The sequence below is a fragment of the Clostridium transplantifaecale genome, from assembly GCF_900626075.1.
In the GTDB taxonomy this organism is placed as follows: domain Bacteria; phylum Bacillota; class Clostridia; order Lachnospirales; family Lachnospiraceae; genus Otoolea; species Otoolea transplantifaecalis.
The window spans coordinates 920758-934352 of the sequence record NZ_UYZY01000001.1 but is presented as its reverse complement, the minus strand read 5'-3'; the positions used below and the strand labels follow the sequence as shown (position 1 = coordinate 934352).

Annotated in this window: 13 protein-coding genes and 2 pseudogenes; all 15 read left to right on the top strand. The window is 45.9% G+C overall.

What is annotated here, in order from left to right; genetic code table 11:
• The first annotated feature begins 524 nt into the window (after window positions 1-524).
• The 15 genes and pseudogenes from EJL91_RS04000 (at window position 525) to EJL91_RS03930 (ending at window position 13484) form a co-directional block, all read left to right on the top strand.
• Entirely contained in the window at window positions 525-1118 is a 594-nt protein-coding gene (locus tag EJL91_RS04000; RefSeq protein WP_125140651.1) for a type IV toxin-antitoxin system AbiEi family antitoxin domain-containing protein, read from the top strand.
• Window positions 1118-1957 (top strand): nucleotidyl transferase AbiEii/AbiGii toxin family protein, encoded by an 840-nt coding sequence (locus tag EJL91_RS03995; RefSeq protein ID WP_125140650.1) that lies wholly within the window; start codon window positions 1118-1120, stop codon window positions 1955-1957. The genes EJL91_RS04000 and EJL91_RS03995 overlap by 1 nt, the downstream gene beginning before the upstream one ends.
• A gap of 229 nt (window positions 1958-2186) precedes the next feature.
• Complete coding sequence (locus tag EJL91_RS03990) at window positions 2187-2429, top strand: AAA family ATPase (protein WP_341466957.1); 243 nt, start codon at window positions 2187-2189, stop codon at window positions 2427-2429.
• Window positions 2399-2740 (top strand): annotated as a pseudogene (locus tag EJL91_RS03985) (transposase); the annotation flags it as partial. The gene EJL91_RS03990 and the pseudogene EJL91_RS03985, both read left to right, overlap by 31 nt.
• A 439-nt stretch (window positions 2741-3179) precedes the next feature.
• Window positions 3180-3275 (top strand): annotated as a pseudogene (locus EJL91_RS24840) (type II toxin-antitoxin system YafQ family toxin); the annotation flags it as partial.
• A gap of 414 nt (window positions 3276-3689) precedes the next feature.
• Window positions 3690-3938 carry a hypothetical protein gene (locus EJL91_RS03975; RefSeq protein WP_125140648.1) on the top strand — a complete coding sequence of 83 codons (249 nt, stop codon included), beginning with the start codon at window positions 3690-3692 and terminating at the stop codon, window positions 3936-3938.
• A gap of 1 nt (window position 3939) precedes the next feature.
• Window positions 3940-4389: a SufBD protein gene (locus tag EJL91_RS03970; protein WP_125140647.1), complete on the top strand. Its 450-nt coding sequence runs from the start codon at window positions 3940-3942 to the stop codon at window positions 4387-4389.
• Between the two features lie 115 nt (window positions 4390-4504).
• Window positions 4505-5308, top strand: a complete 804-nt coding sequence (locus EJL91_RS25340; RefSeq protein ID WP_125140646.1) for a GNAT family N-acetyltransferase — start codon at window positions 4505-4507, stop codon at window positions 5306-5308.
• A gap of 121 nt (window positions 5309-5429) precedes the next feature.
• Window positions 5430-6059 (top strand): RNA polymerase sporulation sigma factor SigK, encoded by a 630-nt coding sequence (gene sigK / locus EJL91_RS03960; RefSeq protein ID WP_125140645.1) that lies wholly within the window; start codon window positions 5430-5432, stop codon window positions 6057-6059.
• Window positions 6060-6305: 246 nt separating this feature from the next.
• The gene (gene galE / locus EJL91_RS03955; protein ID WP_125140644.1) at window positions 6306-7322 is read left to right on the top strand and encodes a UDP-glucose 4-epimerase GalE; all 1017 of its coding nucleotides are present in this window, start codon (window positions 6306-6308) and stop codon (window positions 7320-7322) included.
• 264 nt (window positions 7323-7586) lie between these two features.
• Window positions 7587-9032: a sodium:proton antiporter gene (locus EJL91_RS03950; protein ID WP_206429451.1), complete on the top strand. Its 1446-nt coding sequence runs from the start codon at window positions 7587-7589 to the stop codon at window positions 9030-9032.
• A 15-nt stretch (window positions 9033-9047) separates the two neighbouring features.
• On the top strand, window positions 9048-10148 hold the full coding sequence (locus EJL91_RS03945; protein WP_125140643.1) for a cytidylate kinase-like family protein: 1101 nt from the start codon (window positions 9048-9050) through the stop codon (window positions 10146-10148).
• A gap of 429 nt (window positions 10149-10577) precedes the next feature.
• Window positions 10578-12203, top strand: coding sequence for a putative DNA modification/repair radical SAM protein (locus EJL91_RS03940; protein WP_125140642.1), 1626 nt, complete (start codon window positions 10578-10580; stop codon window positions 12201-12203).
• A gap of 1 nt (window position 12204) precedes the next feature.
• Window positions 12205-12960, top strand: a complete 756-nt coding sequence (locus tag EJL91_RS03935) for a TIGR03915 family putative DNA repair protein (protein WP_125140641.1) — start codon at window positions 12205-12207, stop codon at window positions 12958-12960.
• Window positions 12961-13169: 209 nt separating this feature from the next.
• Window positions 13170-13484, top strand: coding sequence for a hypothetical protein (locus EJL91_RS03930; protein ID WP_125140640.1), 315 nt, complete (start codon window positions 13170-13172; stop codon window positions 13482-13484).
• The last annotated feature ends 111 nt before the right edge of the window (window positions 13485-13595 follow it).

Below are 13595 nucleotides of genomic sequence, written 5' to 3'. Positions count from 1 at the left end.
GAGATAAGGGGGAAGAGTGGGGGGAGGTTGATAAGGGTTTATTAAGATAGGGGATAGTGTTTAGGTTTTTTTGGGGTCACAGTCTGCGTAGGTCTGTGTGAATTGAAATTTTTGTCACATCAAACGATGTGTTTGCCATTGAAGTCACAGTCTGCGTAGGTCTGTGTGAATTGAAATTGTAATATGTGTGTGCCCATACAGTATAATAAAGACAAATCGGAAAAGCCCCGTAAAATCAAGGGTTTGAACGATTTGTCTTTATTCTTTTTCCACTTAATTTCAAATCAAAAATCGGCCCAAAACAAAGGAGCAGAAAGAGAGAGGTTACATTAACGACAAAAGCGAATTATAGCAAAGAAAGGGGAAAAAATAGTACCGCTCATTTAGGGCGCAAATTGCACTTCCCTAAAATACACTTAAACTACTTTAATGAAACCATTGAGCATTCGGGTGTAACTTCAAAAACATTCTTTACTTTTACGCCCAAACGAATTATAATAAGAGCACGAAAGTAAGGTGATACTATGACCAGCACAGAAACATTAAATAAGCTGCTTCAAGAAAATAATGGATATTTAAAAACGTCGGATGCGGTAGCCGCCGGAGTTTCGAGAACTGTTCTCGGAGATTTTGTGTGTAAATATGGGCTTGAACGTGTTGCCCACGGCTTATATATGTCCCAAGACGCTTGGGAAGATGGACTATATGTAATTCAGGTGCGCTATCCGGAAGCGGTATTCTCTCACGAAACAGCTCTTTACCTTCTGAATCTTGCCAATCGTGAACCCTCGCCATTTTCTGTTACTTTGAAAACAGGCACAAACTCGACAGGATTATCGAAGCAAGGTATCAAGGTTTATAAAATAAAAGAGGAGCTTTTCGGGGAAGGTATTGTGGAAGTGCGCTCACCATCGGGTAACACAGTAAGGGCTTATAATGCCGAACGCACAATCTGCGATTTATTTCGCAGCCGCCGGTATATTGAAATTCAAGATCTGCAAGAGGGAGTTAAAACATATATTCGTTTGAAGGAGAAGAATATCCCATTGCTTATGCGGTACGCTAAAGCCTTTTCAGTGGAGAAAACTGTTCGTCAGTATTTGGAGGTGCTTTTATAATGATACACACATCACGCCAATTGAAAGCTCTTGTTCGCAACATCTCCAAAGGAGATAGTGGCAAGGCACAGGTTATCATCCGCAATTATGTAATGGAGCGTTTTCTGGAACGACTTTCCCTCTCACAATACAGAAACATTATGATTTTAAAGGGCGGTACTCTGGTAGCCGCTATGGTTGGGGTGGACAATCGTTCAACTATGGATGTAGACGCCACGCTAAAAAATCTGCCGCTGAACGAAGATAATGCAAGGAAGATTGTCGAGGAAATTACCGCAATACACATTGAGGACGGTATGATTTTTGAAATCAAAAGCGTGATGCCGATTATGGACGAGGCCGATTATCCCGGCATTCGTATTATGCTTGATACTGCTATTGAAACGATGCATACCCTGCTAAAAATCGACTTTTCTACCGGTGACGTAATAACACCGCGTGAAGTGTCCTATTCATTCCGGCTGCTGTTTGAGGAACGCACCATCTCCATTCTTGCGTATAATCTGGAAACGGTGCTGGCGGAAAAGTTAGAAACCCTTCTTGCCCGCGGCACAGCCAATACCAGAATGAGAGATTATTACGATATTTATGTACTTACCAACACACAGGAGCACAACATTGATAACGCCACACTCAAGGAGGCGTTTGTCAACACCAGTGCGAAGCGCGGCTCAATTGGGTTGTTGTCTGACGTATATTTGATTTTGAAGGAAGTAGCTGAAAGCACCGTTCTGATCGACCGTTGGAAAAATTATCAGCGCAAATTTAATTATGCCGCCGATGTACTTTGGGTTGACGTGATGGAATCGGTCAGCTGCTTAGTTGATATTGTGAAGTAAGGAAATGTATAAAATTAAGAAAGTAATTAAGGCCATCTATATTGAATACGATATGTGCTAATATTGTAGCAAAGTGTTATCATGAGCGGTTGTATCAAAATTCGTAATATTTCGTAGTTCGATGAAAAGATAGAACATTACCGATTGGCAGGTTTAATAATTGTTTGAGTGCGGTGAGATATGATAAATCACATAAAGTGTTGGAGGGCGTTACCATGTATATCCAAAAATATCAATTAAAAACTACCGGTGTTTCCGAGACTTCTCCATGGAATTTCAAAAGGGACTGAATGTCATAATCGGATCGAACAATTCAGGTAAGACGGGGCTGCTCTATGCCATACGGCTTTTAAATGAACCGGTTTTATCTGTTGATGATTTTAATAAAAATAATCTTCTGAAATACGCTGAGCAGTACCTTAATGATGCCCCAAGAATTGAGATAGAACCGGCGGCACAATCAAAGAAATGATGGAAACAGAGATGGATAAGCATCTTGGCTATGGAAAGTCGGAGCGTTCTGACAGCGATGATTACCGTAACGGTTATAAAGCCAAATGTATCAACATCAGCTATGGCGGCATGGACATCAAGGTCCCCCAGGACCGCAAGTCCACTTTCCAGCCACGAGTAGTTAAAAAGCGGCAGGAGGATATCTCCGATATCGACCAGAAAATCATATCCATGTATGCCAAGGGAATGACCACCCGCCAGATTTCTGACACACTGGAGGATATTTACGGATTTGAAGCCTCCGAGGGCTTTATTTCTGACGTCAAGGACTAAAAGCTCAACAGGAACTTTCAGTCTAGTTATTATCATAGAAGATTAACATTTACAGACTTTTTTTCAAACTCTCTGAAACCCCAGATAGAAGTAGTACAAAAAACCGACTGAATTTTATGATGTTCGATACAGCATCCTGTCGAAATTTGTCGCATAGGTATGGCAGAGATGGTGACTGTTAATATTCACTCGAGACTACCGTGGATCACATATTCAGCGTACAGCGGGAGGAAATTGATTTCTGGTCGTTGTACGCAAATTTATTGCTGAACGTATTATAACATATTAAAGTGTAAATGAAAATCCGGGAACTCGTTTACAAAACGGGAAATTCGCTTACAAAACAGGATTTTTATTTACAAACAGGGATTCTTGGGTTACAAACGGGAATCTCAGCTTGCTATTTACCCTCAGGCTACAATTCAGCACACAATTTTTACCGGATTGGCTGCTGATTTATGCAATACAGCAAGACAAGCTGGTTTTAATTGCTTCTCATACTGGAACACATTCCAACTTGTTTGGAAAGTAAATTGTATAAAAATTCAGCCGAAGTCCACCATCATTTAAAAAGTTGGACTTCGGCTGAATAAGTAGAAAATTATGTCGTTGACTTGACATAAGGGTGACGTAAATTATGGAACCTCCGTCACACCTGCGGAGGGCTGTGTGGATTGAAATTGGTATTTTACAAAGCAGACCACGTATAAGTCAGTCACAGCATGCGGAGTTTGAAGCTGATTCACCGTCAAAAATCATTTGTGCAAATACTATCCCCGCCTCACTGGCTATATACAAAATTAATCACAATCCATTGTCCCCATAAACCGCTCCACAATTTCAGGCATAAACAAATCATAAATGCAAATGCTAAAAAGAAAATTCATTTCCTATCAAAAGCAGCATAAGCAAATCACAATAATGCAGTCCTGAAGGAGCCAAAACCATGGAAAAGAGCAAAGATCCCATCCCCAACGAAACAGGAAAAATCAACATACCCAATTTCCCCCAACCCGGCGGAGCCGCCATCCCTAATTTACCGGGAATAAACAATCCGGCCTGTCCATGCAAGAGAAAATGTGTCCGCCATGGAAATTGTATCGAGTGCCGGGCCACCCATGAGGCGGAGGGGAAGTATCCGACCTGCTGCCAGCGGATCGAGAATAGAAAACGAAAGAAGAAAGGGAGTGTATAGAGTGGATTTCGGTCAAGTTGCAGAATTTGTGGAGGCGCTGAAAACGAAAGATGAGACAAGAGCCTACCAGAGTTTTAAAACACTGGAAAAAGAATCTGCGGATACGGACAACGTTTATCCGTTTTTTGACTTTTTCGCAGAAATGATGGATCATGACAACTCCTACATCAGGACAAGAGGCCTGCTTTTGATAGCAGCCAACGCCAGGTGGGATACGGAAAATAAGATAGACGAGCTGATTGACCGTTACCTTAAGCATATTGAGGACGAAAAGCCCATTACATCCAGACAATGCATCAAAGCCCTGCCGTCCATAGCTAAATGGAAGCCGGAACTGCGGGAAGATATCTGTGAAGCCCTTAGAAAAGCGAATCCGGGAATATATAAAGAAAGCATGAGTCCCCTTGTCGCCCGGGATATTAAAGAGGCGCTGGAAACGATACAGGGGTGAGAGGCGTGTTCTTGGTGCCTGGCCCGGAATGTCCTGAAAATTTCCTGAGGAACCGGGCGAAACAGCAATCCGCTTTACACTGTAGGAGAAGCAGACAGAATAAGGAGACATGAATATGATATTAGAGACCGACCGGCTGGTTCTGCGCAAGATGAATCAGGGGGATTTTGACGCACTGTGCAGGATACTGCAGGATGAAGAGGCCATGTACGCATATGAAGGAGCTTTCAGCGACGGGGAAGTGCAGGAATGGCTGGACAGACAGATAGGACGATACGAAAAAGAAGGATTCGGTCTGTGGGCCGTACTTTTGAAGGAAAGCGGCCGTATCATTGGGCAGTGCGGGCTTACAATGCAGGATTGCGGTGACAGGCGCGTACTCGAAGTAGGATATCTTTTTGAAAGGGCATACTGGCATCAGGGCTACGCATTGGAGGCCGCCGCCGCATGCCGTGATTACGCTTTCAGGGAATTGGGCGCGGAGGAAGTCTTTTCGATTATCAGAGACAACAATATCCCATCCCAAAAGGTTGCGGGAAGAAATGGAATGGAGTACAGGGAAACGATAATCAAACATTACAGAGGTGTCGTAATGCCGCATCTTGTCTTTTCAGTCAAGAGGAGCAAAGATCCAATCAGCCCGTGCGGCGTAGTCTGTCCGGAGTGCGGGTATTACGGAACGGAAGACGGCTGCGGCGGCTGCCGCGAAATCCAGGGAAAACCATTCTGGCTTACCTTTACCGGTGGGAAGAGCTGTGAAATATATGATTGCTGTACATATACAAAACAATTTCATCACTGCGGCAAATGCAGTGAACTGCCCTGTCCCTTCTATGACGGTACGGATCCTACCAGGTCGGAAGCCGAGAACCGTGAAACATTTGAAAAACAGATGGAGCAGTTAAAGAGTATGCCGTAAAGCGGTGGATAAGCATAAAATGACGGTTTCTAAAATAGTACCAGCCTGTAAAAAGTTGTAAAAGCACTTAAGGCTCTCAAAGCGCATAAGATAGACTAACGTAGCTTTGAGGTGGCTTTCTTTGAAAACATTTCCAAAACCATTGACGGCCAGTGAAGAACGTGAGTATCTAAAACGCTGCAAAGAGGGAGACGAAGAAGCCAAGGCCGTCCTGATTGAACGCAACTTAAGGCTGGTGGCCCATGTCATAAAAAAGTACCAGTATACCGATTATGAAATGGAAGACCTTCTGTCGGTTGGGACAATCGGACTGATCAAAGCCGTAAATACGTTCAAGATGGACCGCGGTTCCCGCCTGGCTACCTATGCAGCGAAATGTGTGGAAAACGAGATTCTGATGCTGTTTCGCGCCGGTAAAAAGCATTCCAAAGATGTCTCCTTATATGACCCGATTGGTGTTGATAAGGACGGAGAGACCGTTAACCTGATCGATGTGATTGAGGCGGAAGATAAGGCCGCCCTGGAGACAATCATATTGGAGCAGGATGTCTCAGAGCTTTATGAGGCTTACAAGAAATGCCTTAAAAATACGGAGCAGGAGGTACTGAGCATGCGGTACGGGCTTTTCGGGGAACAGGAACGCACCCAGCGGGAAATAGCAGGGAAGATGGGAATCTCACGTTCTTATGTCAGCCGGATTGAGAAGAAGGCCCTGGAAAAACTAAGGCTGGAGTTTGAGAAAAACGGATGAGCCGGAAGCGGTTTATCCCGGGTGTGTGGCTGCCCGGAAAAACAGTGTCGGAGACAAGGCAGTATTCTCTGTCTGCATACCGGTTTCTGCTACCCATGCAGAAGGCCGGATGCCGATCCGGCAGCCAATCCTGGAAAATAGCATAAATTCGATAATTTATCGCAATATTTCTGATTGTATTATAAATGTCCTGCGTTTATAATTAAGGCTGAACATGCAGTTTTGATTAGAAGGAGGATGTTTATTATGGCAATTTTAGTTACAGGCGGTGCAGGATACATAGGAAGCCATACGTGCGTGGAGCTTTTGAACGCGGGATATGAGGTTGTGGTAGTGGATAATCTCATTAATTCCAGCGAGGAGTCCTTAAGGCGTGTGGAAAAAATCACAGGCAGGCAGGTGACGTTTTACAAGGCCGATTTATTGGATAAGCCTTCAATTGACGCAGTTTTTGAGAAAGAAAACATTGATTCCGTTATCCATTTTGCCGGACTTAAGGCAGTGGGAGAATCTGTTGCAAAGCCTTTGGAATATTATCATAATAACATTACCGGAACCCTGCTTCTCTGCGATGTGATGAGGAATCACGGCGTTAAGAATATTATTTTCAGCTCGTCGGCGACTGTCTACGGCGATCCGGCGTTTGTCCCGATTACAGAGGAATGCCCGAAGGGCAAGATTACGAACCCATACGGACAGACAAAAAGTATGCTGGAACAGATTCTGACCGACCTCCATGTGGCGGATCCGGAGTGGAATGTGGTTCTCCTTCGCTACTTTAACCCGATTGGCGCACACAAGAGCGGCCTGATTGGTGAGGATCCCAAGGGTATCCCCAACAACCTGATTCCGTATATTGCGCAGGTGGCGGTAGGCAAGCTTGAATGCCTCGGCGTCTTCGGCAACGACTATCCGACCCATGACGGTACGGGAGTCCGTGACTACATCCATGTGGTAGACCTGGCTGTGGGACATGTAAAGGCGCTGAAAAAGATAGAAGAGAAGGCGGGCGTTACCATCTATAATCTGGGTACAGGCAACGGCTACAGCGTTCTCGATGTGGTAAAAGCTTATGCAAAGGCAAGCGGCAAAGAGATCAAGTATGAGATCAAGCCAAGACGTGCGGGTGATATCGCAACATGCTACGCCGATGCAGCCAAAGCCAAAGCAGAGCTCGGCTGGGAGGCAGAGCGCGGCATCGAAGAAATGTGTGAGGATTCCTGGAGATGGCAGTCTTCAAATCCGGACGGTTACAGAAGCTAATATGAGTATCTGAGGCTCAGAATAAAAGCACTATGAGCGAGTACCTTCAATTATAAAAGCAGCAACTGAAAGATTTCAGGTTGTAATATACAGGCAAGCCGGTGGTGATTCGGCTTGCCTGTATTAATTTGCTATAAATATACATATTTTGACATGATTGTTACTATTATTTAGTCAATTTGCTGTTGTAATTAGTCCTTAAACTTGCTATAATTGTTGGCTGGACTATCAAATGTCCAGAAAAGGATAGGGAGGTTTTTTGTTGTGAAAAAGTTATTAGCTTTTTTAGGAAGCCTGGGCCTGATGCTTGTTTGCAATCCGGTTACAGCCTTGGCTGCGGAGCAGACGGCCGGCGGTGAGAGTGTGTCAGTTCCAATCTGGCTGTGTATTCCTTTTGCGGGACTTCTTTTATGTATTGCGGTTCTGCCGTTAATTAAAGCAGAGTGGTGGGAGGGACACCAGCCCCATGCGGTGATTTTCTGGTCGCTGCTCTTTATTATTCCGTTTGCTTTTACATTCAGTGCAGGCACGGCGCTTGAGACGGTGCTGGAATGCATTGTGAATGATTATCTGACATTTATTATCCTGCTGTTCGGACTGTTCTGTGTTTCGGGCAACATTACGATGTCCGGGGACCTGGCAGGTTCTCCGAGAATCAATGTGGGACTTTTGGCGCTGGGGACCTTACTTTCAAGCTGGATTGGCACGACTGGCGCCAGCATGCTGATGGTCCGTCCGGTCATTAAAATGAATTCATGGAGAAAAAGAAAACGCCATATCATTGTGTTTTTTATTTTCCTTGTTTCCAATATCGGCGGCTGTCTTACTCCTATCGGGGATCCGCCTCTTTTAATGGGATTTATGAGAGGAATTCCTTTCTTCTGGAGCCTGAAGCTGTTACCGCTTCTTCTCGTGAATATGGCGGTTTTTCTCTTTCTGTTTTACTGGATTGACAGGCGCGCCTATCGAAAAGATATTGCACTGGGCCTCAAACCGGATATCAGCAAGCCGGGTACGGAGGTTAAAATCAGGGGAATCCACAATCTTATTTTCCTGGTCATGATAGTGGCGGCCGTTATTTTAAGCGGAACGCTGCCGGGACATCCTGCTTTCCAGGATGCGGCGGGAAATGTACGCGGAATCCATATTTTTGGAGAAGTGCAGCTTGGCTATCCGGCCTTAATCGAGATTGTGATCATTCTTCTTGCGGCGTTTCTCTCTTTCAAGACGACCAATGTGGAAATCAGAAGAGAGAACCATTTTACCTGGAGTGCAATCCGTGAGGTTGCGGTGCTTTTTATCGGTATTTTCATTACCATGCAGCCGGCTCTTATGCTTTTGAAGGCCAATGGAGGAAAGCTGGGAATCACAGAGCCGTTCCAGATGTTCTGGACAACGGGAATGCTATCCAGTTTCCTGGACAACACGCCGACATACCTGGTATTCCTGACCACGGCAGGGGCGCTCGGATTCAAGGAGGGGATGGCTACCACGCTCGGAACGGTGCCGATTCAGATGCTGATGGCTATCTCGGCCGGCGCGGTATTTATGGGAGCCAATACATATATCGGAAACGCCCCCAACTTTATGGTTAAGTCAATAGCGGACGAGAACGGTGTGCGCATGCCGTCGTTTTTCGGCTATCTTCTCTGGTCACTGGCAATCCTGGTTCCGGTCTTTGTGCTGGATATGTTACTGTTCTTTTTATAGGGAGGAGGGGACAAGATGTTAAATAACGAAGAAAAAATCCGTGAAGAACGAATCCGTGAACTGGCGGAACGGATCTATGATCTGGATGCAGAAGTTTATGCACAGTTAGGTTCCTCCCTGGGCCGCGTATTTAACAGAGACCGGGAACGGTGTGTAGATGAGCTGGTGAATACGATGCTGACCCGTCCTCAGGGGCACCTGATGCGGAGCGAACTGGCCCTGATTGCCAATATGGCCCGCACCATCAAGGATAAGGCGGAGCGGAAGCTCGTAATGACTGAGTACAACCTGATTCTTCAGGAGGTAATGAGCCTGCCCACCAGCTTTGTCAGCGGGGATATCATTGATCCGGAGATGGCGAAACTGAACACCTTTAATCTTCAGAACCGTTTCTCAAACGAGGATCACCTGATTATCTGCATCAGCTGGACTTATGGATGCGGCGGAATTGATGTCGGCTTTAAACTGGCCGATAAATTGAAAATTAATTACTACGATGCCGAGATATTTGAGGCCGTGCTTAAGAGGCTGGAGGCGGAGAGGGATTCAGTGCGCGACTCCATCGGCTATTCCGATGATCCCGACTCCAAACCAAACCTGGCCAGCGCGTTTGAGGACGCCAAGAGGCTGACGATCCGCCAGCACATGAGGGAATTCAGCCGGTACCACGGTCTTTCCAAACGGGACGCCGTATTCTTTAACCAAAGTGATCTGCTCTGTGATATGGCGAAAAAGGAAGATTTCATCATCATGGGACGTTGCGGCGATGCAATTATGACCAACAACAGCATTCCTCATATCAGTATCTACATTACCGCACCGTTTGAACAGCGTGTGCACCATACGATGGAGATACACAACGGGATGAGTGAGAAGAAGGCAAGACGTTTCCTGAAGCGTATCGACCGCCAGCATGCTCATTACTATAACTTTTACACCAGCCGCAGATGGGGAAATGCAAATAACTATGATCTCTGCATCAACAGCGCCAGCTATGGTATAGACGGAACTGTAGATTTCATCCTCAGGATGATTGACCGCGGCACGAAGGACCGGAAGGCGGCGAAATCCGCTGCGGCGGCGGAGACTGTCAGCAGCAATTCTGAAATTAAATAAATGATTTAATTTACCGGAAGAAGGAAATACTGCCTTCTTCCGGTTTTTTGCGTTAAAGGTTAATTTTACGTTAAGAAACAACCGTATAAAATATGATGAGCAATCAGGGGAGGCCCATCCGAGTGAAACGGTATTATTAATAAGAAGAGAAACCGTAATTCCGGCTGAAGAAGGAAAAATATGGAACAGAACAAATGTTCGAAAAACTCTTGAAAAAGATGAAAGCTTGTGGTAGAATCAAAACAGAACATTTGTTCTTTGCGAGCGTCTCGGATAAGGAACGTGAAAAGCAGAACACGCAAAGAAATAGAATATGTGAAGAAGTAGAATATGTGAAAAAGTAGAACTATAGTAAAGAAGCAGATCATAATTTGACATGCGTCCGATTTTCTTCTATTTACAACAGACTCATGGAAATGGAGAAGCAATATGCTGATACAGGAGAATCTATCTATCGAAGAAAAACTCAAAATTTTAACAGATGCCGCCAAATACGACGTGGCCTGTACCTCCAGCGGTGTTGAGAGGAAGGGAAAGGACGGCTGCATCGGAAGTGCAAGTGAGGCGGGACTCTGTCACAGTTTTGCGGCAGACGGAAGATGCATTTCTCTTTTAAAAATTCTGTTTACGAATCAGTGTATTTATGACTGCCGCTATTGCGTGAACAGAAGATCCAACGATACGATCCGCACGGCGTTCACGCCGGAGGAAGTATGCAGGCTGACGATGGAATTCTATCGGAGGAATTATATAGAGGGTCTGTTTCTAAGCTCAGGGATTCTGGATACTCCCGATCACACGATGGAGCAGATATACCGGACTCTGTATCTGCTGCGCAATGAACACCGGTTTAACGGTTATATCCATGTGAAGGCGATACCGGGAGCCGATCCGGCTTTGATAGAGATGACCGGTTTCCTGGCCGACAGGATGAGCGTGAATCTGGAACTGCCCACGGCAGACGGCCTGAGAAAGCTGGCGCCCGGCAAGACAAGGGATAAGATCCTGAAACCGATGCGTCAGATCCAGAGGGGAATTGTACAGCAGATGGCCCGGGAGGGACTTCTGGAAAAGAAGGGAATTATACTCCCTCCGGGATTCCTTACGGACGGTACCCGGGCTTTACCATCCGGAGGCGGAGAGAAGACAGCGCTCTCCCAGTCTCTTCCGGCCGCCCAATCGGATCAATCGGAACGGACTGCCGTTATGACCGGGGGAGTATCCCCGTCCGGTACAATACAGTCCCCTCCGCCGGCTTCATCGCCGGGGGACAGCGCGGAGCCCGAACGGCCGCGGGTGATCCCGGGAAAGTCCGTCTATGGCAATTACGGCGTGGGACGAGTATCCAATAAGAAGCCGTACTTTGTGCCTGCCGGGCAGAGCACGCAGATGATTGTAGGGGCGACGCCGGAGAGTGACTTCCAACTGATGGCTGTGACGGAGGCTCTCTATAAGAATTTCGGTCTTAAGAGGGTATTCTATTCTGCGTTCGTGCCTGTCAATCACGACAGCCTGCTTCCGTCCCTGCCCGGAGGGCCGCCCCTTTTAAGGGAACACAGGCTTTATCAGGCAGACTGGCTGCTTCGGTACTACGGTTTCCACGCTTCGGAGCTTCTGTCGGAGTCAAAGCCCAATTTTAATGTGTTTCTGGATCCCAAGTGCGACTGGGCGCTGAGAAATCTGGGAGATTTTCCGGTGGAGGTGAACCGGGCGACGTATGCTTCTCTGCTCCGGGTGCCGGGGATTGGGACAAAGTCGGCTATGCGCATTGTGGCCGCGAGAAAGCAGGCGGTACTGAGATTTGAAGATTTGAAAAAAATGGGGGTTGTACTCAAAAGAGCGGTATATTTTATTACCTGCTCCGGTAAAATGATGTATCCGGTAAAACTGTCGGAGGACGCCATAGCCGGACAGATAATAGGAGAAGAAAAGAGACGCCACTGGGAATTGGAACAAAGGGGGCTGTACCGGCAGATGTCGCTGTTCGACGACTTCCATATGGAGGTTAAGCCGCCCGCTGAGGAAGCCCGCTCCGTCATGACAGGGGAGATGTAACATGGTTATATTTTTATGCAGGGATGATTTTGATTCCATCCTGTGTGGTGTTTACGACGCCTGGATGAGCCGTCTGGGACATGACAACGTCAAGCTGCAGCTTTATGGCGCCTACAATATGGAGCTGTTTGCGGAATACCGCGACGTGGAAGTGAGCGGGGAAAAGATCGGCAAGGTGACGAATTCTGTTGTAAGTAAGATATCTAGGGAAGCTTACGGCTGGATTTATAACGCCTCTTTAAGTTTCGAGGAGGAGAAGGCGGATCGAATTTACCGTTTCCTGATATACGGCTTTCATATCGGCAGGCAGATTACCGATAACCTTCAGATACCGGCTGTCCATGAGATTTTCAGAATGAACCGCAATTTACTGAACGAAGCGCACAATATGAAGCAGTTTCTGCGGTTTTCAGAGCTTAAGAACCGGGTTATGTTTTCAAAAATAGGGCCTAAGAACGATGTCCTTCCGATGCTGGCCCTGCATTTTTCCGATCGGCTGAGGCCGGAACGGTTTATTATCTATGATGAGCACAGGGAGCGGGCGGTAATCTATGCTCCGGATACCGGTTGGTACATTTTGGCAGGAGATTCCGCTAAAAGACTGGGGGAGCTCTCGGAAAAAACCGATCAGAAAGAGTATGAAACACTCTGGAAAATCTTTTTTGACAGCATTGCAATCAAAGAAAGAGAGAATTATGTCTGTCAAAGAGGTCATCTGGCTCTGAGATACCGTCCGTACATGACAGAATTTCAATGAAATAATTAAGAATTTGGAAGGCGGAAACACTGACAGACTCAGTGTGTTAAGAAAATATTCTTACGAATTCTTTCTTTTTTATAAAAAATATGGGGATAATTTTATGATTCGTTAATAAAATGGTCACAATTTTGACACAATTTCTCTTTATCATTACTGGCGTACCACGAATTAAGGTAATTGATTCAAAAAAAGAGGAGATGTTTATTATGAAAAAAAATTTTGTAAAACCAGCAGCAGTAATGATGATGAGTGCAATGTTAGCAGCTTCAGTTCTGACAGCATGTGGCGGAAGCGGAGCAAGCAGCACAACAGCAGCAGCCGTAACAGAGGCTGAAACAACAGAAGCTCCTGAGACAGAAGCAGCAGACGAGACAACAGAAGCTGTTGATGAGACTATGGAAGAGAACACAGAAGCAGCTGATGCAGCTGAGACTGTAGCAGAAGCAGAGGATACAGAGGCAGCAGACGGCGAAGCAGCTGACGAAAATGCAGCTCTGGTAGAGGAATCTACAGCAAACTAATTAAAGTTTGCAAATGCTACCGATACATAGCTTTAGCATGTTAAGAAAAAAGTAAGGAGCGGCCGCTTGACAGTGAGCTGCTCCTTTTGTATACTAAGTGTATTAAAAGAA

What these genes read in the sequence shown, in the direction of transcription:
- EJL91_RS04000 (WP_125140651.1), top strand. Translation starts at nt 525, where the DNA reads ATGACCAGCACAGAAACATTAAATAAGCTGCTTCAAGAAAATAATGGA.
- EJL91_RS03975 (WP_125140648.1), top strand. Translation starts at nt 3,690, where the DNA reads ATGGAAAAGAGCAAAGATCCCATCCCCAACGAAACAGGAAAAATCAAC.
- EJL91_RS03995 (WP_125140650.1), top strand. Translation starts at nt 1,118, where the DNA reads ATGATACACACATCACGCCAATTGAAAGCTCTTGTTCGCAACATCTCC.
- EJL91_RS03940 (WP_125140642.1), top strand. Translation starts at nt 10,578, where the DNA reads ATGCTGATACAGGAGAATCTATCTATCGAAGAAAAACTCAAAATTTTA.
- EJL91_RS03930 (WP_125140640.1), top strand. Translation starts at nt 13,170, where the DNA reads ATGAAAAAAAATTTTGTAAAACCAGCAGCAGTAATGATGATGAGTGCA.
- EJL91_RS25340 (WP_125140646.1), top strand. Translation starts at nt 4,505, where the DNA reads ATGATATTAGAGACCGACCGGCTGGTTCTGCGCAAGATGAATCAGGGG.
- EJL91_RS03945 (WP_125140643.1), top strand. Translation starts at nt 9,048, where the DNA reads ATGTTAAATAACGAAGAAAAAATCCGTGAAGAACGAATCCGTGAACTG.
- EJL91_RS03935 (WP_125140641.1), top strand. Translation starts at nt 12,205, where the DNA reads ATGGTTATATTTTTATGCAGGGATGATTTTGATTCCATCCTGTGTGGT.
- galE (WP_125140644.1), top strand. Translation starts at nt 6,306, where the DNA reads ATGGCAATTTTAGTTACAGGCGGTGCAGGATACATAGGAAGCCATACG.